The following is a 23702-nucleotide window of genomic DNA, read 5'->3' as shown; positions in this document are numbered from 1 at the left end:
AAACTTTTCTTCTGATGTGAACAGTGGTTTGCCTGATAATTTATCTACGTAAATCCCTTTTTCAAAATGATTCCAATATTCATTTTGAAATGGTGGTTCAGTACCATCTTCTTGTGTTACTAAATATTCCATTTCAGATAGCTCTGATTTACTTTTCTTAATCATTCTGTTCCCCCCAATGCTTTTCAATAAACGCTTTTCTACCAGAACCTTTTTGATATTGCTGATAATGTAAAGGATTCTTTTTATAATAATCTTGATGATAAGATTCAGCTGGATAAAAATTTGTATATGGTTTTATTGGTGTAATGACTGGTTTATTAAAGATTTGTTGTTCATTTAATTGTTGAATTTTATACTCGGCAGCCTTTTTTTGGTGTTCATCATGATAAAATATTGCTGGCTCATAATGTGGACCTCTATCGAAAAACTGACCCGAATTATCTGTTGGATCAAATGTTTTGAAAAATATATCTAAAATATTTTCAAAAGAAGTGATATCGGAGTCAAATGAAATTTGTACTGCCTCAACATGACCGGTTTGCCCTGTACTTACTTGCTCGTAAGTCGGGTTCTCTACATGGCCACCAGCATAACCTGATATTATGCTTTCGATACCTGGATAAGAAGTAAATGGTTTAATGAGGCACCAGAAACAACCACCTGCTAATGTTGCATAAGCCATAAAATACCTCCCTCTAATACTAGTGTGTCATAAAATATAAAATATATTAAGGATTTTGCAATTATTAACAGCAGAAATAATAAGATATTTGAATTGCTATAGTTAATTGTATTAGCTTTATGAACGAACTACTACTAATCCAATCGCGCCTTGACCTGTATGTGTAGTAATTACAGGCGTTGTCGTATTGACATCAAAGGTATGATGATCAAATTCTTCAGCAAATTGCTTTTTAATTTTATCTACGAATTGGATTATATTGGCATGAGCAATACCGATAGATTTAACATTATGATTTTTGATAAACTTAGAAACTTCTTTCTTTAAAAACTGTATACTCGCATTTTGAGTTCGTGAATTATGCATTAATTCAATTTTCCCATCGACTAATGTGCCGATAGGTTTAATTTTCATCATATTACCGATTAGCCCTTTAGTTTTACTAATGCGTCCACCTTTAATCAATTGATTTAATTGACCAATGACGACAAACAGTTTGATGTTTTTTTGTAATTCTTCAAGTTTTAGTAAGATATCGTCTGTGGAATGTCCTTCATTACACCAAGTAACTAAATGTTGTATTTGATAGCCTAAACCGTACGAAATCGATTTTGAATCTATTACAGTAACATTGCTATCAGTCATTTGACTCGCTTGCAATGCAGTTTGATAAGTACCACTTAAACCGGAAGTCATGTGAATACTTATAATTTCATCCCCATTGTCACCTAAAGTATTATATAATTCTATAAATTTGCCTATAGACGGTTGACTTGTTTTAACATCTGCACCTTCCTCAATGCGTTGTATATAGTCTTCTGAATTGATATCAATTTGGTCTACATATGACACTCCGTCAATTGACAAATTTAATGGTACAACATGTATGTTGTTGTCATTCAAGTAATCTTGTGATAGATCAGATGTAGAGTCAGTTACTATTATCCTGTTTTTCATTTGCTATCCCCCTATTATTCTTTCTAACTAAATGTAAAAACGTATGTGGGATGGTGTTTTTATCATCTAACTCACCAGGTACTGAGGAAACAACATCCCATTCTTCAAAAGTATAAGGTGGGAAAAACGTGTCGCCATTAAATTTGTCTTCGATTACCGTTATATACATGTCATCGACTTTATCAATCATTGCTTCAAATAATGTTTGCCCGCCAAATATAAAAACATGACCTGGCAAATTATTAATTTCATCTAAAGAGTGTATCACCTCTACACCTTCAGGATGAAAAGAACGATTTCGCGTAAGTACTACATTTTTTCTATTAGGTAAAGGTTTACCGATAGATTCATAAGTTGCTCTCCCCATAACTAATGTATTACCAGTACTTAATTGTTTTACATGTTTTAAATCATTTGGTAAATGCCAAGGTAAGTCATTGTTTGCGCCAATGACACGTTGGCGGTCATGCGCAACTAATATTGAAAGCGTCATGAAGTTCCTCCTTTAAAAAACTTAGTTCTTCTTAATTATTAATTTAACTTGGTGTCTATTATATAACAAATTTAACTGTTTTATAACTTTAGAGACTTTTATACTGCAATTGGTGCTTTAATCGCTGGATGCGATTGATAATTTATTAATTCAATATCTTCATAATTAATATCAAAAATTGACTTGTCACTATTTATTTTAACTGTAGCAGGTGCGTAACTATCTCTAGATAATTGCGTTTCAATAGCATTGATATGATTAGAATAAATATGTGCATCACCAAATGTATGAACGAATTCTCCCACTTCTAAGTTACATTCTTTGGCGATGAGATGTGTTAATAAACTATAACTGGCAATGTTAAAAGGTACACCTAAGAAAATATCGGCACTACGTTGATATAGTTGACAGCTTAATTTGCCATCTTGAACATAAAATTGGAACATTGTATGGCAAGGTGGCAATGCCATCGTATCAATTTCAGTTGGATTCCATGCAGATACAATATGTCGTCTGGAATTTGGATTTTGTTTTATCTGTTCAATGACAGTTGCCAATTGATCGAAATGGTTACCATCTTTATCTTCCCAATCACGCCATTGTTTGCCATAGACGTTACCTAAATCACCATACTTTGCCGCAAAAGTTTCATCATTTAATATTTTAGCTTTGAAATTTTTCATTTCAGTTTGGTATAAAGCTTTGAAATCTTCATCTTGATTCGCTCTATGACCAAAATCAGTCATATCTGGTCCGTGATAATCTGGAGAATTAATATAATTTTCGAATGCCCATTCATTCCAAATATTATTATTATATTCTAATAAATATTTAATATTAGTGTCGCCTTTAATAAACCATAATAACTCTGTAGCAACTAATTTAAATGAAACTTTTTTAGTCGTTAATAACGGAAATCCCTTTGACAAATCAAAGCGAAGTTGATGGCCAAATTTTGAAATTGTTCCAGTTTTTGTTCTATCATCTTTTGTACTACCAATGTTTAGTACTTCGTTACATAGATCATGATAAGCTTGATCAAAAGCATTTAACATAATCACCACACTCCTTCCACATTGAATCGTTATATTAATAATATTTCATAAAGACATTTTTTTAAAGCGTAATCATTATTCTTGAAAAATAAAGCGATTGACACGTGTGTCAATCGCTAATAAATCAACAGTTATCTTGCTTGTTAAGTTTTCAAATATTAACAATGATCGTCAAATGCATCTTTAATATCCATGCAGATATCTTGAATGTCGCGACCCTCAATATGCTCTCTTGGGATAAAGTGTTTTAACTCTGTCCCTTTAAATAGCGCGTATGATGGGCTAGATGGTACTTGTTGAATATAATTACGCATTTCTGCAGTGGCTTCTTTATCTTGGCCAGCAAATACCGTCACTTTATGATTAGGTACTTTGTCGTTTTGTTCAGCAACAGTAACTGCTGCTGGTCGTGCAAGGCCTGCAGCACAACCACATGTTGAATTGATTACTACAAAAGTAGTATCTTCAGCATTAACTTGTTGCATATAATTCGTAACTGCGTCCGCAGATTCTAAGCTATTAAAACCATGTGTAGTAAGTTCTTCGCGCATTTGTTTAGATAATTCATTCATATAAGCTTCGTAAGCATTCATTGTTACACTCTCCTAATTTAATTTCACTATTTACGATGTATCTTTAACATGTATGAGTTACTTATTTCGATTTGCAATTTGTTTCCATACAGAACCTAAAGCTTCATCACCATTTTCAATACGTGATATTGCCATTTCGATTTGCAGTTTGACTTCATAAGCAGAATCTTCAACGTGAGCTTTTAATGTATCAAGTTGTTCTGGACCACCTTCATCGAATAGGAACATAGCTGCACGCCAACGGACAATTTTTTGTGGATCAGCTAAAGCTTTTTCCATTGCTGGTAATGCTGCTTTAAAGCCTAAATCACTTAAACAATCTCCTGCGGTTCTTCTAACTGCTGGACTTTTATCGTTAAGTCCTTTATACAAATAAGGTAAAACACGTTCATCTTCAATCATCCCAAGTAATACAACCGCTTCTCTGCGTAACGGTACTTTCGCTGCTTCTGAAATCACATAATCTAATAATGTAATATCATCTAATGTTGGCGTTGGGAAATGTTTCAACATACGTAATTGTGCTTTCCAATCATCTGTCGTCTTAAAGTCATCTAAAGTTACATGTTGATAATGTTTTTCCGGGATAACAATATCTGTTTGTAAAGCATTATTTACAAGCGTCGACAATTGTGATTCTGGGTATAAAGCATAGATTTCTTCAGTGATTTCTGACATAACTTCATCAAAATCACCGTAACGTGCACCAAAGTTTTCCCATTTTCTTAAAAATACGACGTTATCATTTTCTTTTTGCGCTGCTAGCATACTGTCTACATATATTTCTGGTAATTGTTTACGTTTTTCTTCGTCAGATGAAGTAAGTTTAATTTGATATGGTATTCCTTTAAACATTAATACTTCAGCTTTTATTTCACCAAAGTGTTCATCTGGTGCTGTGGCAGTCTCTTCTTCACTTTCATCATTTAAAGTTGCAGTAACTTGAGGTAATACATCTTCCCAATCAAATTTAGGTTGTTTATCAACCGCTAAAAAGTCCATGACATGGAAAATTGATTTTACACCCTCTAGCGCTAATAAATCATTGATAAACTTAGGTTGCTCTTCTTTTACTGTAGTATAGGTGTTTGATTTATTATCTTCCCTCTTTTCACTTAATACAATTTTCATTGTATTTGGACTAGGTGTTGGTTCAACTCTAACAATTTCCATCCTATGACCTCCTATTGTAATTCATTTCCTAATTGTTTAATTTGTTTACCGACAGAACATTCATTTATACAAAAATGATGTGCCTGTGTTTTTCCTTGTGTATGTTTAATATGAGATTTTAGTAAACATTGATGACAATATGTGTTCATCAATTTATCAATAGCCGCAATAGCTTCTTTCTCCGTATACGTAAGGATAGTTTTCACACTCCTAATTCATGTAACTTGTTAGCACTAAGAGACGACCGAACATAATAGTATATTTTACTATCATTCAAGCGTTAATTTTATTTTAACATCAATTAGCAATGTCGCCCACTAGTGTGTATAAATCAGTTGTAAATATTATAATTTGTAGTATATCAAATATTAGCGATAGATACGTATTGTGTCTATTATTATAGCAAATAACAGCTATTATTTATAAATTTGAAAACCGATGTTATAAAATTTAAGTTTAATATGACAAATTAACTTAGCCTATTGCTTTTCAATAGTTATTTTATTAGAATGAATAGGTTGAATTTTGCGGTTTCTAAACACCCGCATTATCAAAATTTAGGAGGAAAGAAAATGTATAACGAAATATTTGGTGTTTTAACTTTTTTAGTTACTTTCATATTGTTAGTAGCTATGTATCGATTTTTTGGCAAACATGGACTCATAACTTGGGTAGCTATAGGTACGATTATTGCTAATATTCAAGTGATTAAAACAGTAGATTTATTTACTATATCGGCTACATTAGGTAATGTGATGTTCGCTTCTATTTATTTAGCGACAGATATTTTAAATGATATCTATGGCAGAAAAATAGCCAAAAGAGCTGTATGGTTAGGATTTAGTTCGACGTTAGTAATGATTATAGTGATGCAAATGTCATTACATTTCATCCCTTCTTCAGTTGATAGTTCTCAAGATGCACTTGTGACAATTTTTAATGTTGTTCCACGTATTGCATTAGGTTCAATTATTGCGTATATTATCGGCCAACATTTAGATGTAATGATTTTTAATCTAATTAAAAAAGTATTTAGTTCGGATAAAACATTTATAGTGAGAGCTTACGGCAGTACTATTATTAGTAATATTATAGATACAGCATTATTTGTGTCTATCGCATTTCTTGGCACAATGCCTAATAGTGCGGTGTTTGAAATCTTTATCACTACGTATTTATTAAAATTAATTTCTACAATTTTCAATGTTCCATTTGGTTATTGGGCTAAATCTATGTATAGAAAAGGTAAAATTAAGAACCTAGACGAAGGTTATTAAAAAGTAAGACTGAGGTTGAATGTTTATTCGACCTCAGTCTTTTTTGTTATTTAATATATGCTGTAGTTGAGTCCACAGAAATTCAAAAGAAGTATAACCTTCTTCAGCTAAAAAGTGACCGTCATGTTCAATGTTTATAGTATTAATATTTAATAGTTGGGAGAGACGATTAGAAGCGGCGTTATCGACAATAGGATCATTTGTAGCTGCAAGCGCCAAAATATGTTGAGCGTTGATGTTACTTACGATGGTTTGTGAGATAAAAGCATCCAATTCGGGTAAATTGCGTAATTTTTCGTGAAAGCCTGAAATTAAAATTAATGCTTTAATATTTGGTGCTTTTGACAAACGCGCAAGGTAATTAAGCGTTGTAATAACACCTAAACTATGAGCAATTATAATCGTTTGATCATTTAATTCATGATCCATATGATGTTTTAAAGTATCATACCAAGCATGATATTCAGGTTTATGAGGATTTGGTAATTCAATAATATCGGTAGTATAGCCATAGTGTTGTATTTTTTGTGCGATCCAGTTAAACCAATGACTATTAGGATTGGCTTGATAGCCATGTATTATAAATAACTGTTTCATGATTTACCTCCTTAGGTGGATAATCCTACTAAGCATTATACTCCATTTTCCGACGTTATATAGACTATAGTGCCTAATTATAATTTATAACAGTTAGTTCTCATTAAGGAGCATTGGTTAAATTGTAATAAATAAAGTTTTATGATTTCACAAATATTTGATCTACTTATGAGAAATGCCTTGATTAATAAAACTTACAGTCTGTTATTATACACATCAAACTAGTCTAAGTTGTAACGCTTGGAACTATAGTTAAGTGTAATTATTATTCAATACTCAGTTTGTATTTAGCTTTTGAAAAACTTTATGCTAGTCTAGTAATAGATAGATTATAACAGTAAGGTGGCAAGACATTTGGCTAAAATTTATTTTGATGCTGCAACAGCTGGTAATCCAGGTGAAAGTGTTGGAGCAGTAATTATAGTGACTGACGATGAGCGTTTAGTATTTGAACAATATTTGGGTGAATTAGATAATCATAGTGCAGAATGGGCAACCTTTGATTTTGCACTATCGTGTGCGCTAGAACATAACGTGTCTAATGCTCTAGTATTTACGGATTCAAAATTAATCGAAGATAGTATGAATCAAGAAGCTGTTAAAAATGAAAAGTTTAAACATTACTATTCACAAATAATGACTAAAGCACCTATGTTTGAGTTAATGTTTGTGAAATGGGTACCAAGAGCGCAAAATAAAGAGGCTAATCATTATGCGCAACAAGCGCTATATAAAATGGTTACGCAAAGCAAAAGAAGGAAGTCAAAATAACTGACTTCCTTCTTTTTATTATTTGAAATGTGTTGCTAAATATTTTTGTGACACATGTAATTCATGTTGCTGACAAATATTTAAAGCATTTGTCAGAGTTGTACCAAATTGCATATCAGTTAACAACTGCTGTAAGTTAAGTGGTACTTCTGTATGAATTGCAGCTAATGATTTGGAAATTTTAAGGTTATCCATATCGTTTTCAATTTTATTACGTTGGCCAACTGTCAATTGGTCTATTGCATTGATAACATTTTCCACTGAGCCATGTTGTTGAATTAACTTAATAGCAGTTTTTTCACCAATGCCTTTTACTCCCGGATATCCATCTGCAGTATCACCCATAAATGCTTTAACATCAATTAATTGTTTAGGTTGAAGTCCATATTCATCTGTAAAACGATCTAACGTATAGCGATTATAAATATTGAACCCTTTTTTAGTTAACCATATTTCAACATTTTGGTTAATACATTGTAAGATATCACGATCACCTGTAATGACAAATACTTCATCTGTTTCAGAATAATGTTGAGCTAACGTACCGATGACATCATCGGCTTCATAATTTGTTACTCCCACATTAACGAAGCCGAACTGATCAGAAATCTCTTTAACAAAATCAAACTGTGGTATTAACTCTTCTGGAGGTGCAGGACGGTTTTGTTTATATCCTGTAAACATATCGTTTCTAAAAGTTTGTTGTCCCATGTCCCAACACACGGCCACGTGCGTTGGCTCAATGTCCTTAAGTGCAGTGAATACATGTCTAACAAAACCTTGAACGCCATTCGTTGGTATACCTGCTGAATTACGCATGAATTGTTTGTGTATACTCGTTGCATAGAAATGACGAAATAATAACGCCATACCGTCAACGAGCAATATTCTATTTGCCATATAAGTGCCTTCTTTCTTTATTGTGCTAACAATGTTTGTAATTTCTTATTGGTGATTTCTAATTGCTTAATTAAGGAATCATCAATATCGAATGATAGTAGTTCGTTAATTTGAGCTTGAATTTCTAATTCTAATTGTTTTAAATTTGTTTCAGCTATTTCAGCCATTGTCGTCACTGAATCATTTAATGCTTCTCTAAAGTCAGCAATATCGGATGTTAATAAGTTTATTGTTGCAACAGTTATGTCTTCTTGCAACGTTTGTTGCGTATTGGCTTCTAATAGTTTTCTTTTAGTTAAAGATTTCGGTAACGCAGCTAACATATCTTGTAACTCTATTCTTAAATATGGATGGTCAGTTTTTATATGAGTCAAATCGATTTCTGGTGAAATGAAAACATGTAACTGTTCTAATGATTGCTGTATAGGTGCAACTTCTTGATTAAACTGCTCTATAAAGTGTTTTTTGATACGTTCAAATAATAGTGTTTGTTCCAAATAGAAACGTTGATGTATTTGATTTAAATAAATTTTTGTCGCATGTGTTTTTGCTTCATTAAAGTTTTTATTTTTAGTCATTTGACTATTGTAAACTGATTTCACTTCATCTTTAAGTTGTAATTTTAACCGTTCATTTAAATGGTAAATTTGGTCTTCTACTTCATTATCTGTACGTTGTTCTGTATTTTGAATGATGTTGTGTGGTAAGACCGCTGTATCTTTTAATTGCGTTAATTTTTGTGTTCGTTGTTCAATTTGAGCTTTGTTGTTTTTAAATTCTTCTATAAGTTCAGTGTATGCTTGTGAGACATGAGTTAATCGTTGTAACATCTGTTGTTGTAAAATATGCTTAGATTCGACTAAGGCAAAGTGTGAAATATCATCGCGTAATTTTTGCATTGATGTGTCATCATCTTGTAATGCCTGCCTGCTAGACACTGGATAGATTTTTGATGCCAAATTAACTTGTGCTAAAGCATGATCTACGTATTCGAACACTGCTGATAAATCTTCGTCTGATTCAGCCAAATCAGTAGCATTAATAATCATTTTAAATGCTTGATTTGAGTTAAGTTGATTCATTTCTTTCATATGCTCGATGAATTTTTTATCATTATCTGTGAATGCATGATTAAAGTAACTTACATACAAAATTAAATCTGAAGATGTTAATACTTTCTCAGTTTCATTGGTATGTCTTTGGTTATTAGAATGTAAACCTAAAGAATCTACAATAATTTTATTTTTTAACCATTCTAACGGCAATTTTAAATGTACTGTATTAACGAAGGCTGCATATTCATCAACGGCGCTCCACTTACGAATTTCATCACTTTCTATTTGATGAACTAAACCAGAAGCGGTTTTAGCTTTATAAGCATCGTAATGATTTTCTAGTGCGTGGACAAATGCGAGTTGGTTTTTCTCTAATTGATGTTTTAATTTTTCGATATCAGTATTAAAAAATTCAGAGAATGATTGAAATGACGTTGCATTAATTTCAAACATATTATTAAGTTCTTCTAATAACTGCTCTTCCGATTTAAGTGTTATCGCACTGTCATGTCCATAAGATATTTCTGTCATTGCAGCAGTTGTTGGATTAGGTGAACTAATCAAGTACTGCTTACCTAGTAGTGCATTAATTAAACTACTTTTGCCGGCACTAAAAGTACCGAAGACCCCTATTTTAACTATTTTTTGCTCCATGCGTTCAACAGTTGATTGGATATCTTGTTTCGTTTGATCAAACATTGGTACATCACTGATTAACTTTAAGCCTTCTAATATTTTATCGCTTTGATCATCGGTTTCAACTTGAGACATTGAAGCATCATGCTGTGCATTGTTTGATAAATTTTGTTCTTGTTGTGGTGTAAATGTAATTTTTGTTCGATCGATTAATTTATCTAAAGAATCATCAATGTGAATATAATAATGACGGTAGTTTTTAGTTTCTAATGATTCCCTTAAATTTCTAAGCTCCATAAATTTTTCATAATCATTGTAATCATCTACTTCATCCGAACCAATATCTTGTGCTTTGGATAATTTGATCGCTTTGTCGAAAAGCGGTTCGGTTTCTTTTTTAATATGTTGCTGTATCGTTTGTATAATTTCATCACAAAATGTAAGTACATACTGATTACTAATATTAATTTGTGGTTTATATAAATCACTAATCATACTCGCAGTTATATCATAGTGCTGATTAAGTATTGCCTCATTTACCGAGGTTGAATTAATAAATCTTGTTAAGAAAGACATATCTTCTCTTAATGGTTGGCGAATTTGTTGATTGACTTTATCTTGTAAATTAGAAATCACTACGGATAATCTTTTATCTTGCTCTTCTTCAGTTTTTTTACGTTTATTAAATAGTCCACCAACTTTAAAATTCTTAGTTCGACTTTCAAGATAGTTACGAATTAATTCACGCATATCATGTGTCATAATATATGCATTATCTAAAATATCTTTACGTTTGTGCGCTAAAAAGTCATAAAGTTTCTCTGGATTATTTAATAATTGAGCTTCCTCGCTTACTTGTTGATGTTGTTGGAAGTTTAAATATGCTTGATCAAAATCCTCTTCGTCAATCGCTAGTTGTTCTAAAGTATCATGTATTTCATGTTGGATATATGATAACTGTTCATCAGTAATAAACTTAACTATTCGATCTACATAAGTATCTAATGCTTCACGGTTATTGTCTTGTTCAACGAGAAAATCAGATAATTGTGAGATTTCATTATGTGGATTGTCGAATTTAGAAACGTAAAAGATTTTTTCTATATCAAGTTGCCAGTCCGCAAGCGATTTATTTATTCTATCTTGGAATGTTTCGAAGGCTAATTCTTCATCGTTATGTTTATCTACTTGGTTGATTACAAAGACAACAGGAATACCAGCTTGATTCAGTTGTTTCATAAATTGAAAATTCAGTGCCGATTGAACATGATTATAATCTACCGTATAAAAAATAATGTTACTAGTATACATAAATTGTTCTGTACTCGTTTGGTGTGTAGAAACATTAGAATCAACGCCAGGCGTATCTTGCAAAGTAAACCCTTTGTTAAATTTCGTTGATGGAAACTTAATTTCTACAGATTCTACATCAATATTGGCTTTGTTCATAGCTTTTACTTCGTCGTAAGTAGTCAGCTCTGTGTACTGTTGATTACTTAAATTAGCAATGATACCTTCACGCTCATCGACAGAAACAATGGCTGTATTACTTGTTGTAGGTACGGGTGAACTTGGCAAAATTTGCTGTTCAAGCAATAAGTTAATTAATGTTGATTTACCTGCAGAAAAGTGCCCAACAAATGTTGTTGTAAATTGATTAAGATACACTTTTTTAATCACTTGATTAATAATATGTGTTAAACGTTCATTTTTAGATTTTGCTACTTCCTTTTTTAATTTATATAAAATGTCGAGTTGCTGTGTGTTTGACATTATTTGCAATCCCCTTTTTAACCTGTTTAATTATCTTCATTGTATAACAAATTACTGTTTGTCAAAAGACAGTGATAACATTATTTTTAATAAACTGTATAAATTTAGTACATACGTTTTATGTATAAGAAAACCTATAATAACTATCCTGTTAAATTGATAGTATTATAGGTTTCATACTTTATATTGTGTTTATGCCCAAGCTGGTTTATCGCCATCCGTATTAGGTTTATTAATACCAATACTTTGTCGTAAATATAAGTTCGGATCTTTTGCGATATTTACTGCTACTTCTGCTACACTTTTGCGTGATACTTCAGTCCCTTTAAATTTTTCTGCTTTGTCTGTAATTTCATAGTCAACTTCGTTTTTCTCAGTTAACCATGCAGGGCGTAATAATGTGTAGTCTAAAGAAGAAGTTTCTATCGTATGAGCAGCTTGTTTATAAATGGACAGTTTATCACCAATTTTTGCTGCACTCCATTCCCCAAAATTGCCTGGGACTTCGTCGTGTATCCCTAGTGCAGTTACAAATATAAGTCTTTTAACTGTGCTAACTTCCATTGCTTGAACGATAGTTTGAGCTTCTTTGTCTAATTCACCTGATAAGCTAGCAAAAACAATATCAACATCTTCCATCGCATGTGTAACATCATCTATATTAGTAGCGTCGCCTTCTCTGACCCTTATACGATCTGACGCATAATCAGGTAAGCGGTTGGCATCTCGTAAAAATAATCGTAAAGTATAATTTGTGTTTTCTAAAAAAGAGTTTATAGCTGCCTTGGATACTGCACCATTGGCACCTATAATTAATACTCTGCTCATATAATCACTCCAATTGTTTTAAATTTTTGTTTATCAATAGCAATGTTTCAGTACTTAAAAGTTAGCAAATATTTATTTATAACAATGATTGTTTGTTAAGACTTATTCGAGTTTTGTTACTTTATCTCTACCATAATACAGTTAACCGCTTAAGGCTAGTAATAAACGCATAAAAATTACACTTATTGTACGTTTATAATTTGATAGTCAGAGGATAACAAAATAAAAAGTTACTTAACTATCGACTACACAAGTAGTAAATGTTAAATAACTTTTTAATCAATGTTATTAATAATAATACAAGTCAGCTGTTAATTAACAACTGGGTTTTTTGATTTCTTGATTTTTAAATATTGTGAAATGCTATAGACAATAATACCTAACCAGATAAATACAAATGTGATTAGTTGGTCGACATCAAATGCTTCTTTAAATACAAAAATACCTAAAATAAACATAAGTGTAGGACCGACGTATTGTATAAAACCTGTAAGAGATAATGGTATACGTCTTGCTCCAGCTGAAAAGAGAATAAGTGGCACTGCAGTTACAGCTCCTGAAAAAATAAGCCATAACGATGAACTATTTATTCCAAATGACATTTGCTGTTGTTGCCATATATACCATAAATAAATAAACCCAGCTGGTGCTGTTACAATACATTCTATAGTAATACTACTGATGGCATCAATGGGTACTAATTTTTTGATTAGACTATAAATTCCAAATGAAAAAGCTAGCAATAAAGAAACAAATGGAAATTCACCGATTTTAATAGTCATATACAAAACACCAATAAAAGCTAAAATTATTGCTAACCATTCAAATTTATTAAAACGTTCTTTTAAAAAGATGAGCGCAAGTAATATGCTAACTATTGGATTGATATAATAACCTAAACTGGATTGTAGTACATGACCATTAGTTACAGCCCAGATGAATGTTCCCCAGTTTATGGTAATAACATACCCTGCGACTATAATGGCTATGAGTTTGATTGGGCTACCTATTAAGCTTTTTAAATCACGTACAAAGGCCTGCCTATTCTTACCAATAAGTACTATAAAGACCATGAAAATCATTGAAAATATAATTCTAAATGCAAGGATTTCAAAGGCACCAAAGCCTTGAATAAGTTCCCAATATAAAGGTAAAATCCCCCATAAAATATATGCACCGAAGGCAAAAATTATTCCGCGTTTAAATTCGTTATTCATCTCTATCTACCCCCGGTATGTTTTGTGTTAAGACTTCTTTGGAGTTTTCTCTCCCCAATATTGATAATAGGTACATTCGATATAGCCATTAAAGAGCTTACGTCGTTTTGTTGCTTTTTTATCTACTAAGTACTCGAATTCTTTGTTACTTGTTAAAATATATGTGGATAATTGTGCATGTTGTTTCATTAATGTGCCAATATATTTATACATTTCTTCTACTTCTTCACGATCCCCTATACGTTCTCCATAAGGTGGATTACCAATGAGCGCAATTGCTCTATTCGCTTCAACGGTTAATGTATTTACATCTTTAACGCTAAACTTAATAATATCGCCTAAACCTACTTCGTCAGCGTTACGTTTAGCAATTTCAACCATGTCAGGATCAATGTCGGATGCAAGTACTTCTACTTCACGATCATAATCAGCAGCTTGATCTGCTTCGTCACGCATTTGATTGTATAAATCGTTTGGCATAATGTCCCATGATTCCGAAACGAAGTCTCTATTAAATCCTGGTGCGATATTTTGTGCTATTAAACACGCTTCAATTGCGATAGTACCTGACCCGCAAAATGGATCGATAAGTGGTGTGTCTCCGGTCCAGTTCGCTAATTTAATTAAACTTGCCGCTAAAGTTTCTTTTATCGGTGCTTCACCTTGAGCTAAACGATAGCCTCGTTTGTTTAATCCAGAACCAGAAGTATCAATTGTCAGTAATGCTTTATCTTTTAATATAGACACTTCGATAGGATACTTAGCTCCTGTTTCACTTAACCAACCTCGTGTTTGATATGCAACTTTCAAACGCTCAACAATTGCCTTTTTGACAATTGCTTGGCAATCAGGAACGCTATAAAGTACAGATTTCACACTTTTACCTTGAACAGGAAAATTACCATCTTCTGCTATGATTGCTTCCCACGGTAATGCTTTTGTTTGTTCGAATAAATTATCGAATGTTGTTGCAGTAAACTCTCCTACTACAATCTTTACTCGGTCTGCAGTTCGTAACCATAGATTACATTTCACAATAGCTGTTTCATCGCCCTCGAAAAATATCTTACCGTTTTCAACTGTTGTTTCGTAACCTAACTCTTGTACTTCTTTAGCTACAATGGATTCTAATCCCATAGGACATACAGCTAGTATTTTATACATGTTTTTGCTCCTTCACTCAAATATATAGTTATATCGTATCAAAAGTTTATTTAAATAGATATAAGTTGATATGTATCTTTAAATTTAATAAAAACAAGAAAAAGCTCTCCGTGTTAGGAGAGCTTTGGAACTAGGGATGATGCTTTTATAAGCCATGTTCTGTACCGTTGTACTCATAACGTGTACTAGTTACACTGGTACGTCGGTGGTAACCATCTGTCTACACATCTTTTTCTCGCAAAAGTATGTCTCGTTTATACGTTGAATTCCGCTAAACAAGTGCTCCTACCAAATTTGGATTGCTCACTCGAGGGGTTTACCGCGTTCCACCTTTTATATTTCTATAAAAGCTACGTCACTGTGGCACTTTCAAACTAATTTAACCATATTTTATAAACTTAGGTTATTTCGTTGCCGTCAACTTAATGCCTTGACTTATTGTTTCATCAAGCACGAACACTACAATCATCTCAGATTGTGTGAGCATGGACTTTCCTCTATATCACTATAGCGATTACCCAAAACACCATCTGAATGATTATATCATTTTATAGAAATATAAACAAATAAAAAAAGTAAGTTTTGAGAAAATCAAAACTTACTTATTATGTACAAAAAAACAGGCACGTATTAGTAACGGTTATTTACCAAATACAGCTTTTTCTAAATTAGATATACGTTTCAAAATATCAACATTGTTGTTATTGTTGCTACTATTTGAAGAAAAGTTTTTATTTTCTTGTGGTCTTGATGTGGCAACACGTAATCTTAATTCTTCTAGTTCTTTTTTTAATTTGCTATTTTCTTCTGATAACTTCACGACTTCACTATCAAGGTCTGCCATTTTTTGATAATCTGCAATAATATCATCTAAAAAGGCATCTACTTCTTCCCTTCTATAACCACGTGTCATTGTTTTTTCGAAGTCTTTTTCGTAAATATCTTTTGCTGATAATTTTAATGAAACATCTGCCATATTATTCTCCACCTCATTCGAAACTTTGTTCTTGAGACCATTGTATGTCATTAATGAATTCAGTTAATTCATCGAATGTTACTATGTCACAAGTATAGTTTGTTTTTTCCATAAATTCAACTAACATTAGCTTGAAATATTTTGGGCTACCTTCTTGTTCTTCATCATAAATTAGTAAGCTTTGGTCACTATGGTCTAACATAAATTGATCTGTTTGTTTAAATTGATAAGGACCCTGATACGTCGTATGGAATACGCTATCGACAAAATCGGCATGTTGCTCAATGTAACGGTATTTGTTTTGATTAAGCTCATTCCATTTATCTGTATGGCCATAGAATGGTGTTATTATACCCAATTTTAAGTCGGGATAATCTTCTTTTAATGAAATTACTACTTCTGCAGCCCATAATTCAATACCAAGTTGCCCTTGTATTAATACCCATTCTAAGCCTTCGTCAATCAATTGAGTTAATTTATGAGAGATAAACTTTTTCAAATAGCTTACTTCCGGTGCGTCATCTTTAAAAATATTGAGTTCAAATGATTTATAACCTGTAACATATATTGTTTTAATCATAAATTAACACCATTGTCTTGAATATAACTCAAATCGTAATGTACAGCTTTTAATTTTTCTGTAAAAAGTTTGCGACTAGTTCTTTTGAAATGACATTCAACCGAAAGCTCTTCAATGTTAGACACTAAGATATCAAATTTCATTTTATTCATATATGGTAATGCTAAAATATGAGGCTCATAACTCTTCAGCACAGCAATATGTTGATCGACCAAATCAGTGAATGGTTTAACAATTTCATAAAAATCGAATAGTTCTCCTGCTTTAGCTTTTTTGTATTGCTCTTCCATATGTTGTACATCATGGATTAGTTGTTGTATAAATTGCGGCATGAGAATACCTCCTACTCAATAAACTTACCATAAAATGATTTTATAGTCATTGATAATGTTGTGTATAAAAATAACCTTTACAACCAGTTAAATTGGTTACATTTATTGTTTAATTCAAGAAAGAGCGTTAAAATGTATTTGGTGTATTTATGATATAATAAATACACTATTTTGTTTTCGCAATTTGGATTTATTACACTTCATCATGTATAATGAATGAAGTTTTGAAATTAAAACTAAAGTGGTGAAAACAATGAATTATCCAAATGGAAAACCATTTAAAGTAAATAAGGCTCAAGTCGGAAGAACTGGGACACTGAAATCTAGTAAAATTGATTATGGTGGCCGAGGGATGTCACTTGAAAATGATATTGAACATTCAAACAGTTATTATTTAAAACATGGGATGGCTGTCATACATAAAAAGCCTACCCCTGTGCAAATTGTTAATGTTCATTATCCTCAACGAAGTAAAGCTGTAATTAATGAAGCTTATTTTCGTACGCCTTCAACAACTGATTATAATGGACTTTATCAAGGGCATTATATCGACTTTGAAGCAAAAGAAACTAAAAACAAAACATCTTTTCCATTAAGTAACATTCACGAACATCAAGTTACACATATGGATGCATGTTATCAACATCAAGGTATTGTTTTTTTGTTAATTCGTTTTAAATCTTTAGATGAGGTGTATCTTTTACCTTATGCTAAATTCCAAAAATTTTGGAAAAGATTTAAAAATGACGGTAAAAAGTCGATAACGGTTGAAGAATTGAGAAAAAATGGTTACTATATTCCTTATCAGTATCAACCACGATTGAATTATCTCAAAGCAGTTGATAAGTTGATATTAGATGAAAGTGAGGACCGCGTATGACGGAAAAGAAAAGGACTACCGAAGAAAAGAATGGTCAGTCCGAAGGAAAACAGAATAGGAATATTAAGCGAACGATTATTAAAATCATCGGGTTTATAATTATCGCCTTTATCGTATTAGCATTGGTTGGAATTTTATTATTTGCTTACTATGCTTGGAAAGCACCAGCATTTAATGAAGCCAAACTACAGGATCCAATGCCTGCTAAAATTTACGATAAAGATGGTGAATTAGTTAAAACTTTGGATAATGGTCAACGTCGTGCACATGTCGACTTAGAAGATGTGCCAGAAAATATGAAAAATGCAGTATTGGCAACTGAAGATAGTCGATTTTATGATCACGGTGCATTAGATTATAAACGTTTGTTTGGTGCAGTACTTAAAAACTTTACAGGTGGTTTTGGTTCTCAAGGTGCCTCAACATTAACACAACAAGTTGTTAAACGATCATTCTTGACCGACCAAAAGTCAATTGCTCGTAAAGCGCAAGAAGCATACTTATCGTATCGTTTAGAGCAAGAGTATAGTAAGGATGAAATTTTCCAAATATACTTAAATAAGATTTATTACTCTGACGGTGTATATGGTGTTAAGGCTGCTGCTAAGTATTATTTCGATAAGGACTTGAAAGATCTTAACCTAGCGGAATCAGCTTATTTAGCAGGTTTACCACAAGTACCAAATACTTATAATGTTTACGACCATCCAAAACAAGCTGAATCAAGAAAAGATACTGTGTTGTATTTAATGGAACATCATAATAAGATTTCTAAGGAAGAAAAAGAAGAAGCACAGAAAACATCATTACAAGATAACTTAGTACAACGTTCAGCTGAAGATAGAGAAGTAAGTGATGAAAACAAGAACCCGGAATATGATTCTTACATCAACTTTGTTAAATCAGAACTAATGAACAACCCAGAATATAAAGACAAAGACTTAGCTGAAGTATTAAATAGTGGTATTAAAATTTATACGAATATGGATAAAGATGTCCAATCAACTTTACAAGAGCGTATAAATAATGGAGGTTACTATAAAAACCAAGATCAACAAGTAGGTTCTTCAATCGTTGATAGTGAAAATGGTAGTTTAGTTGCAATTTCTGGTGGACGTGACTATAAAGATATCGTTGATAGAAACCAAGCAACTGATGCACACCCTACTGGTTCATCATTAAAACCATTCTTGGCTTATGGTCCAGCCATAGAAAATATGAATTGGGCAACAAACCATGCAATCCAAGATGAGGAATCTTATCAGGTAGACGGTGTCACATTTAAAAACTATGATACTGAAAGTCACGGTGAAGTTAAGTTATATGATGCTTTAAGACAAAGTTTTAATATTCCAGCATTAAAAGCTTGGCAATCTACAAAAGAAAATGCCGGTAATGATGCACCGAAGAAATTCGCTGAAAAAGTCGGTCTAGACTATGAAGCTGATTTAGGACCTTCTGAAGTACTTGGTGGTTCAGCATCTGAATTCTCACCTACGCAACTTGCTTCTGCATTTGCTGCTATTGCAAATGGTGGTGAATATAACAACGCACATTCAATTAAAAAAGTTGTTAAAGAAGACGGTGAAACAATAGAATTTGACCATTCAAGTAATAAAGCGATGAAAGATTCTACTGCTTATATGCTTGCAGAAACACTAAAAGGTACTTTCGAACCTTATGGTTCTGCTTATGGACATAAAGTAGATGGAGTGAATATGGGAGCAAAAACTGGTACTGGAACGTATGGTGCACAAACTTATCAACAATACAACTTACCTGACGATGCAGCGAAAGATGTATGGATAAATGGCTTTACACCTAAGTACAGTATGTCAGTGTGGATGGGCTTCAGTGAAGTTAAACAAGGTGGTACAAACTCCTTCGTTGGACATGAAGAACAAGAATATCCACAATACTTGCTAGAAGATGTAATGAATAATATTGCACCTAGAGATGGCAAAGACTTCTCTAAACCTGATTCAGTTAATGGCAGCGAGCCAGACGACTTATCAGTTGACGGTCATAAGGATGACAATACGACAGATAAAGATCCTAAAGGCCAAGGTAGCAGTAGTAGCAGTGATGATGATGACTCATCATCAAGTAATAGTTCAAGCAGTAGCTCAAACAGTAGTAGCACTTCAAACAACTCTGGTACAAGCAATAATGCAACTACGACAAATAGAAGTGGTACCACTACTCAACAAAATCAACAAAGTCAACAAGCAGTTGCTAACTAAGCAACATTAATAAAAAGCTCCAATCTCAACTATTTGAGATTGGAGTTTTTTTGTCTTATTTGATAAGCAGCGTTCATTTTAATTAACTCTGTTTTTAAAGTTTTCATTTGTCTATAGCCCATAAAATGATGCTTACGAGCAAGAATATATTCATAGCGCTCTTGGAAGTTCATAGGTACAACATTTAAACTATCTAATGTATTAAAATCAATTTCTTCAATTTCGTTGATTTGTTTAAAGTAATCAACAATTAATTGTAAATATTGATCGAGATACTCTTGTGCTTCGGTAGTTTTTAGTTGTTTTTGTTGTGCATAGACATCGATTTTTTGTTCTAATTCTATAAATGTTTCTTTCGTAATCATTAATCACCCTTCTTTCAAGGCTGCTTTATAACGCTTTTGCCCTTCTCGACAATCAGAAAATAACGGACAGACATCACATTTAGGACTGCGCGCTAAACAATGATAGCGTCCAAAAAATATAAGCTGGTGATGTGTTTTATTCCATCTTTCTCTAGGAACAATACTACATAATTTGTCTTCTACTTGTCTGACGTTATCTTTCCAACGACAAATGCCTAAGCGTTTAGAAATTCTTTCTACATGTGTGTCTACTGCTAATGATGGCTCACCAAAAGCAACACTCATAACGACATTAGCTGTTTTTCTTCCTACTCCTGCTAAACTTTCTAATTCTTTGTGCGTTTGTGGGATTTCACCGTTAAACTTTTCTAATAAAGATTGACATAATTTTTGGATATTTTTAGCCTTATTACGATAAAGGCCAATAGTTCTAATGTCATTTTCTAACTCTGTTAGTTCTACTGATAAGTAATCTTCTGGTGTCTTATATTTTTTGAATAGTGAGCGTGTAATTTTATTTACTGATATGTCAGTAGTCTGTGCAGATAATAAGACGGCGATAGTAAGTTCAAATGGATTATCATGGATTAATTCACATTCAGCATTAGGAAACATATCAGCAATTGTGTCGACCATTGCTAATGCTTTTTTATTACTTATCATTGGGTGTACCTCCATTTAGCCAATCAAATTTGGGAATATCTTTGACCGTTTGTTTCATTTTTGGTTGGTTATATTGTCTGCTAATTTGTTTAGAATCTTCTATAGTTTTAACATTGTGTTTTTTCCAATTTAATAAAATTCTATCTAAATATTTAAAGTTTAATTTATCTTGGCTCATTGCCTCATCAAGGGCAGCTTGAATAACTGTTAAATCATGTTGATCAACGTCAATCCATTGATTTAAAGTTTCCATTTCATAAGGTGAAAGTGGTCTACCAAATGCTTGTTCAATTTGTTGGAATAATGTATTAAAAGCAAGTTCATCTGTATCATTCTGGATAGCGATCGTCTCTTGTTCTAGAATTTGACTGAGTTTTTCATAAAATTGCTCTAAATCCATATACTCTGTGAATTTGCCTTCTTCATTTTTGTGTACTTCAAGTGATAGTAAATCACGTTGAATTAAATTTTGAATCACCGCAGTAATTTGTCGTGCTTCTAATGAAGTCCCCTGTTGTAATGATTCTATAGGGGGTTGTTTATTTGAAGTTTCAGCAGCGTATAATAATTTTATTAAAATGACTAATTCAGTTTCATTGATACCTAATTCATTATAATGATCCAGTAATTCTTTTCTAATTACGACAGGTCGTTGTTGCAATTGTCTTTTATTCATTTAGTTACACGCCTCCTTTTATAACATAAACAACTATGAAAAAAGTCCAGTCGTTTACAACATGACTGGACAATGTGTTGTGAAGTTTTATGGGTATAAACGATTTAATAGACGTGGGAATGGAGAAGTTTCTCTAACGTGTTCCACACCAGAAATCCATGCTACTGTACGTTCGAGACCTAAACCAAAACCACTATGAGGAACACTACCATAACGACGTAAGTCTAAATAGTAACTATAACTTTCAGCATCTAGACCGTGTTCTGTAATACGTTGTTCCATTAACTCTAAGTCATTAATACGCTCTGACCCACCAATTATTTCACCGTAACCTTCAGGTGCGATTAAATCTGCACATAATACAGTATTTTCATTCTCAGGGTTAGGCTGCATATAAAACGGTTTGATTTTAGTTGGGTAGTTGATGATAAACACTGGTAAATCATAATGATTTGCGATAGCTGTTTCATGAGGTGCACCAAAATCATCACCCCATTCAATATCATCGAAACCTTGTTCTTTTAAGAATGTCACAGCATCATCGTAAGTAATGCGTGGGAATGGTGCTCTCACTTTTTCTAATTTAGATGTATCTCTATCTAATGCTTTTAATTCAATTTTACAATTTTTGAGTACAGATTGAACAACATGAGACACGTATTGCTCTTGAACTTCTAAACTATCTGCATGATTGTAAAACGCCATTTCTGGTTCAATCATCCAAAATTCAATTAAATGGCGACGTGTTTTTGATTTTTCTGCTCTAAATGTTGGACCAAAAGAGAAAACTTTACCGTGAGCCATTGCTGCAGCTTCCATATAAAGCTGTCCACTTTGTGATAAGAAAGCATCCTCATCGAAGTACTTCGTATGGAACAATTCACTTGTACCTTCAGGTGCACTTGCAGTTAAAATAGGTGGGTCTATTTTGGTGAAATTATTTTCATTGAAAAATTCATATGTTGCACGAATAATTTCATTTCTGATTTTCATTACAGCATGTTGTTTTTTAGAACGTAGCCATAAATGACGGTGATCCATTAAAAATTCTGGGCCGTGATTTTTAGGTGTAATTGGATAGTCATGTGCTTCATCAATTAGTTCAATAGATTGCACTTGCATTTCATAACCTAAATCCGAACGTGTATCTTCTGTGATAGTACCAGTCACATATAAAGATGATTCTTGTGTAATATCTTTAGCAAGTTGGAATGTCTCTTCACTCACTTCTGCCTTGACGACCACACCTTGCATAAAACCTGTGCCATCACGCAATTGTAAAAAGGCAATTTTACCACTTGAGCGTTTATTATGTAACCAACCGCCAATCGTTACTTCTTGGTTAAGGTATTTTTTTGCTTCGTTAATTGTTGTTTTCATAACCAGTCTCCTAATTTGTATTTCATTTATCCTTATATATTTTAACAAAATCGATAGTTAACTTCTAGTTACTAACTTAGGAATTATACAAACTTTTAACGTTTTAGGTGTTTTAAGACATTACGAAATTGTTTAATATCACCTTTGCGTTGTTGATAGTTTTCTAATGATTGTTCAAAGAATTGTTTATAGCTGCTATTTATTAAGCGATCATCAAACGAAACCAAAATACCTTTATCATGTTCATTACGTATTAAACGTCCAATACCTTGTCTAAATCTAGTTACAGCATCTGGTAAAATATAGTCTTTGAAAGTTGATGAGAATTCAGATTCCATTAGCCAAAATTTGGTATTATTTTGATTCATAAATGGAAGCTTAGCAATCATGACACATTTGATGCCGTCAGATTGGAAATCAAAACCTTCAAAAA

General features: G+C 32.6%; 26 protein-coding genes and 1 other RNA gene. 4 read left to right on the top strand and 23 right to left on the bottom strand.

Annotated elements, in window-relative coordinates:
• From CD036_RS13250 to CD036_RS02180, 8 genes are all read right to left on the bottom strand, one after another.
• Window positions 1-165: peptide-methionine (R)-S-oxide reductase (locus tag CD036_RS13250; protein WP_258027383.1), on the bottom strand; the 165-nt coding region annotated here is incomplete at its 3' end.
• Window positions 158-685 carry a peptide-methionine (S)-S-oxide reductase MsrA gene (gene msrA, locus CD036_RS02210; protein WP_103387897.1) on the bottom strand — a complete coding sequence of 176 codons (528 nt, stop codon included), beginning with the start codon at window positions 683-685 and terminating at the stop codon, window positions 158-160. The genes msrA and CD036_RS13250, both read right to left, overlap by 8 nt.
• Window positions 686-802: 117 nt before the next feature.
• Window positions 803-1642: a DegV family protein gene (fakB, locus tag CD036_RS02205; RefSeq protein WP_002511148.1), complete on the bottom strand. Its 840-nt coding sequence runs from the start codon at window positions 1640-1642 to the stop codon at window positions 803-805.
• Window positions 1617-2135, bottom strand: coding sequence for a dihydrofolate reductase (locus CD036_RS02200; RefSeq protein WP_002511149.1), 519 nt, complete (start codon window positions 2133-2135; stop codon window positions 1617-1619). Before CD036_RS02200 ends, fakB begins: the two co-directional genes overlap by 26 nt.
• Before the next feature lie 98 nt (window positions 2136-2233).
• Complete coding sequence (locus CD036_RS02195) at window positions 2234-3190, bottom strand: thymidylate synthase (protein WP_002511150.1); 957 nt, start codon at window positions 3188-3190, stop codon at window positions 2234-2236.
• 158 nt (window positions 3191-3348) lie between these two features.
• A complete protein-coding gene (gene brxA / locus CD036_RS02190; RefSeq protein WP_002511151.1) occupies window positions 3349-3783 on the bottom strand; it encodes a bacilliredoxin BrxA in 435 nt (144 codons plus the stop codon).
• 57 nt (window positions 3784-3840) lie between these two features.
• Window positions 3841-4956, bottom strand: a complete 1116-nt coding sequence (locus CD036_RS02185; RefSeq protein WP_103387896.1) for a conserved virulence factor C family protein — start codon at window positions 4954-4956, stop codon at window positions 3841-3843.
• Between the two features lie 11 nt (window positions 4957-4967).
• Complete coding sequence (locus tag CD036_RS02180; protein WP_021458790.1) at window positions 4968-5162, bottom strand: zinc-finger domain-containing protein; 195 nt, start codon at window positions 5160-5162, stop codon at window positions 4968-4970.
• A gap of 366 nt (window positions 5163-5528) precedes the next feature.
• On the opposite strand from CD036_RS02180, the gene CD036_RS02175 reads away from it, so the two are divergent.
• Window positions 5529-6233 carry a queuosine precursor transporter gene (locus CD036_RS02175; protein ID WP_021458789.1) on the top strand — a complete coding sequence of 235 codons (705 nt, stop codon included), beginning with the start codon at window positions 5529-5531 and terminating at the stop codon, window positions 6231-6233.
• A 33-nt stretch (window positions 6234-6266) separates the two neighbouring features.
• Here CD036_RS02175 and CD036_RS02170 read toward each other — a convergent pair whose 3' ends face one another.
• Complete coding sequence (locus tag CD036_RS02170; protein WP_021458788.1) at window positions 6267-6830, bottom strand: RBBP9/YdeN family alpha/beta hydrolase; 564 nt, start codon at window positions 6828-6830, stop codon at window positions 6267-6269.
• A 354-nt stretch (window positions 6831-7184) separates the two neighbouring features.
• On the opposite strand from CD036_RS02170, the gene CD036_RS02165 reads away from it, so the two are divergent.
• Complete coding sequence (locus CD036_RS02165; RefSeq protein ID WP_103387895.1) at window positions 7185-7601, top strand: ribonuclease HI family protein; 417 nt, start codon at window positions 7185-7187, stop codon at window positions 7599-7601.
• A gap of 18 nt (window positions 7602-7619) precedes the next feature.
• On the opposite strand, the gene CD036_RS02160 is transcribed toward CD036_RS02165, so the two are convergent.
• From CD036_RS02160 to CD036_RS02120, 9 genes are all read right to left on the bottom strand, one after another.
• Window positions 7620-8501 (bottom strand): 5'-3' exonuclease, encoded by an 882-nt coding sequence (locus CD036_RS02160; protein ID WP_021458786.1) that lies wholly within the window; start codon window positions 8499-8501, stop codon window positions 7620-7622.
• A 17-nt stretch (window positions 8502-8518) separates the two neighbouring features.
• The gene (locus CD036_RS02155; protein WP_103387894.1) at window positions 8519-11965 is read right to left on the bottom strand and encodes a dynamin family protein; all 3447 of its coding nucleotides are present in this window, start codon (window positions 11963-11965) and stop codon (window positions 8519-8521) included.
• Between the two features lie 192 nt (window positions 11966-12157).
• Complete coding sequence (locus CD036_RS02150) at window positions 12158-12793, bottom strand: NAD(P)H-binding protein (RefSeq protein WP_021458784.1); 636 nt, start codon at window positions 12791-12793, stop codon at window positions 12158-12160.
• Window positions 12794-13104: 311 nt separating this feature from the next.
• On the bottom strand, window positions 13105-14010 hold the full coding sequence (rarD, locus tag CD036_RS02145; protein ID WP_103387893.1) for an EamA family transporter RarD: 906 nt from the start codon (window positions 14008-14010) through the stop codon (window positions 13105-13107).
• Between the two features lie 27 nt (window positions 14011-14037).
• A complete protein-coding gene (locus CD036_RS02140; protein ID WP_021458782.1) occupies window positions 14038-15174 on the bottom strand; it encodes a THUMP domain-containing class I SAM-dependent RNA methyltransferase in 1137 nt (378 codons plus the stop codon).
• Between the two features lie 143 nt (window positions 15175-15317).
• Window positions 15318-15700, bottom strand: an RNA gene (gene rnpB, locus CD036_RS02135) — RNase P RNA component class B.
• A gap of 114 nt (window positions 15701-15814) precedes the next feature.
• Window positions 15815-16150 carry a cell division regulator GpsB gene (gene gpsB, locus CD036_RS02130; protein ID WP_002511162.1) on the bottom strand — a complete coding sequence of 112 codons (336 nt, stop codon included), beginning with the start codon at window positions 16148-16150 and terminating at the stop codon, window positions 15815-15817.
• A gap of 13 nt (window positions 16151-16163) precedes the next feature.
• On the bottom strand, window positions 16164-16730 hold the full coding sequence (locus tag CD036_RS02125) for an SLOG family protein (protein ID WP_021458781.1): 567 nt from the start codon (window positions 16728-16730) through the stop codon (window positions 16164-16166).
• Window positions 16727-17062: a DUF1798 family protein gene (locus CD036_RS02120; protein ID WP_002511164.1), complete on the bottom strand. Its 336-nt coding sequence runs from the start codon at window positions 17060-17062 to the stop codon at window positions 16727-16729. Before CD036_RS02120 ends, CD036_RS02125 begins: the two co-directional genes overlap by 4 nt.
• A gap of 253 nt (window positions 17063-17315) precedes the next feature.
• Here CD036_RS02120 and recU point away from each other — a divergent pair, with 253 nt between their 5' ends.
• Together recU and CD036_RS02110 are read left to right on the top strand one after the other, a co-directional pair.
• Complete coding sequence (recU, locus tag CD036_RS02115; RefSeq protein WP_002511165.1) at window positions 17316-17942, top strand: Holliday junction resolvase RecU; 627 nt, start codon at window positions 17316-17318, stop codon at window positions 17940-17942.
• Window positions 17939-20185, top strand: a complete 2247-nt coding sequence (locus tag CD036_RS02110; protein ID WP_103387892.1) for a transglycosylase domain-containing protein — start codon at window positions 17939-17941, stop codon at window positions 20183-20185. Before recU ends, CD036_RS02110 begins: the two co-directional genes overlap by 4 nt.
• A gap of 29 nt (window positions 20186-20214) precedes the next feature.
• On the opposite strand, the gene CD036_RS02105 is transcribed toward CD036_RS02110, so the two are convergent.
• The 5 genes from CD036_RS02105 to CD036_RS13245 all read right to left on the bottom strand — a co-directional run.
• Window positions 20215-20550: a YpoC family protein gene (locus CD036_RS02105; protein ID WP_002511167.1), complete on the bottom strand. Its 336-nt coding sequence runs from the start codon at window positions 20548-20550 to the stop codon at window positions 20215-20217.
• 3 nt (window positions 20551-20553) lie between these two features.
• Window positions 20554-21213 carry an endonuclease III gene (gene nth / locus CD036_RS02100; RefSeq protein ID WP_021458777.1) on the bottom strand — a complete coding sequence of 220 codons (660 nt, stop codon included), beginning with the start codon at window positions 21211-21213 and terminating at the stop codon, window positions 20554-20556.
• Window positions 21203-21889 (bottom strand): DnaD domain-containing protein, encoded by a 687-nt coding sequence (locus tag CD036_RS02095; RefSeq protein ID WP_021458776.1) that lies wholly within the window; start codon window positions 21887-21889, stop codon window positions 21203-21205. The genes nth and CD036_RS02095 overlap by 11 nt, the downstream gene beginning before the upstream one ends.
• An 87-nt stretch (window positions 21890-21976) precedes the next feature.
• Window positions 21977-23269: an asparagine--tRNA ligase gene (asnS, locus tag CD036_RS02090; RefSeq protein ID WP_103387891.1), complete on the bottom strand. Its 1293-nt coding sequence runs from the start codon at window positions 23267-23269 to the stop codon at window positions 21977-21979.
• Between the two features lie 95 nt (window positions 23270-23364).
• The coding region (locus CD036_RS13245) for a helicase C-terminal domain-containing protein (protein ID WP_308446711.1) at window positions 23365-23702 on the bottom strand (338 nt) is incomplete at its 5' end.

The organism is Staphylococcus arlettae (genome assembly GCF_002902345.1).
Taxonomy (GTDB): domain Bacteria; phylum Bacillota; class Bacilli; order Staphylococcales; family Staphylococcaceae; genus Staphylococcus; species Staphylococcus arlettae.
The sequence above is the reverse complement of the archived record's forward strand: the minus strand, read 5'-3'. Positions and strand labels throughout refer to the sequence as shown.

Coding starts and splice junctions, on each gene's coding strand:
- msrA (WP_103387897.1), bottom strand. CDS start 685: ATGGCTTATGCAACATTAGCAGGTGGTTGTTTCTGGTGCCTCATTAAA.
- fakB (WP_002511148.1), bottom strand. CDS start 1,642: ATGAAAAACAGGATAATAGTAACTGACTCTACATCTGATCTATCACAA.
- CD036_RS02200 (WP_002511149.1), bottom strand. CDS start 2,135: ATGACGCTTTCAATATTAGTTGCGCATGACCGCCAACGTGTCATTGGC.
- CD036_RS02195 (WP_002511150.1), bottom strand. CDS start 3,190: ATGTTAAATGCTTTTGATCAAGCTTATCATGATCTATGTAACGAAGTA.
- brxA (WP_002511151.1), bottom strand. CDS start 3,783: ATGAATGCTTACGAAGCTTATATGAATGAATTATCTAAACAAATGCGC.
- CD036_RS02185 (WP_103387896.1), bottom strand. CDS start 4,956: ATGGAAATTGTTAGAGTTGAACCAACACCTAGTCCAAATACAATGAAA.
- CD036_RS02175 (WP_021458789.1), top strand. CDS start 5,529: ATGTATAACGAAATATTTGGTGTTTTAACTTTTTTAGTTACTTTCATA.
- CD036_RS02170 (WP_021458788.1), bottom strand. CDS start 6,830: ATGAAACAGTTATTTATAATACATGGCTATCAAGCCAATCCTAATAGT.
- CD036_RS02160 (WP_021458786.1), bottom strand. CDS start 8,501: ATGGCAAATAGAATATTGCTCGTTGACGGTATGGCGTTATTATTTCGT.
- CD036_RS02155 (WP_103387894.1), bottom strand. CDS start 11,965: ATGTCAAACACACAGCAACTCGACATTTTATATAAATTAAAAAAGGAA.
- CD036_RS02150 (WP_021458784.1), bottom strand. CDS start 12,793: ATGAGCAGAGTATTAATTATAGGTGCCAATGGTGCAGTATCCAAGGCA.
- rarD (WP_103387893.1), bottom strand. CDS start 14,010: ATGAATAACGAATTTAAACGCGGAATAATTTTTGCCTTCGGTGCATAT.
- CD036_RS02140 (WP_021458782.1), bottom strand. CDS start 15,174: ATGTATAAAATACTAGCTGTATGTCCTATGGGATTAGAATCCATTGTA.
- gpsB (WP_002511162.1), bottom strand. CDS start 16,150: ATGGCAGATGTTTCATTAAAATTATCAGCAAAAGATATTTACGAAAAA.
- CD036_RS02125 (WP_021458781.1), bottom strand. CDS start 16,730: ATGATTAAAACAATATATGTTACAGGTTATAAATCATTTGAACTCAAT.
- CD036_RS02120 (WP_002511164.1), bottom strand. CDS start 17,062: ATGCCGCAATTTATACAACAACTAATCCATGATGTACAACATATGGAA.
- recU (WP_002511165.1), top strand. CDS start 17,316: ATGAATTATCCAAATGGAAAACCATTTAAAGTAAATAAGGCTCAAGTC.
- CD036_RS02110 (WP_103387892.1), top strand. CDS start 17,939: ATGACGGAAAAGAAAAGGACTACCGAAGAAAAGAATGGTCAGTCCGAA.
- CD036_RS02105 (WP_002511167.1), bottom strand. CDS start 20,550: ATGATTACGAAAGAAACATTTATAGAATTAGAACAAAAAATCGATGTC.
- nth (WP_021458777.1), bottom strand. CDS start 21,213: ATGATAAGTAATAAAAAAGCATTAGCAATGGTCGACACAATTGCTGAT.
- CD036_RS02095 (WP_021458776.1), bottom strand. CDS start 21,889: ATGAATAAAAGACAATTGCAACAACGACCTGTCGTAATTAGAAAAGAA.
- asnS (WP_103387891.1), bottom strand. CDS start 23,269: ATGAAAACAACAATTAACGAAGCAAAAAAATACCTTAACCAAGAAGTA.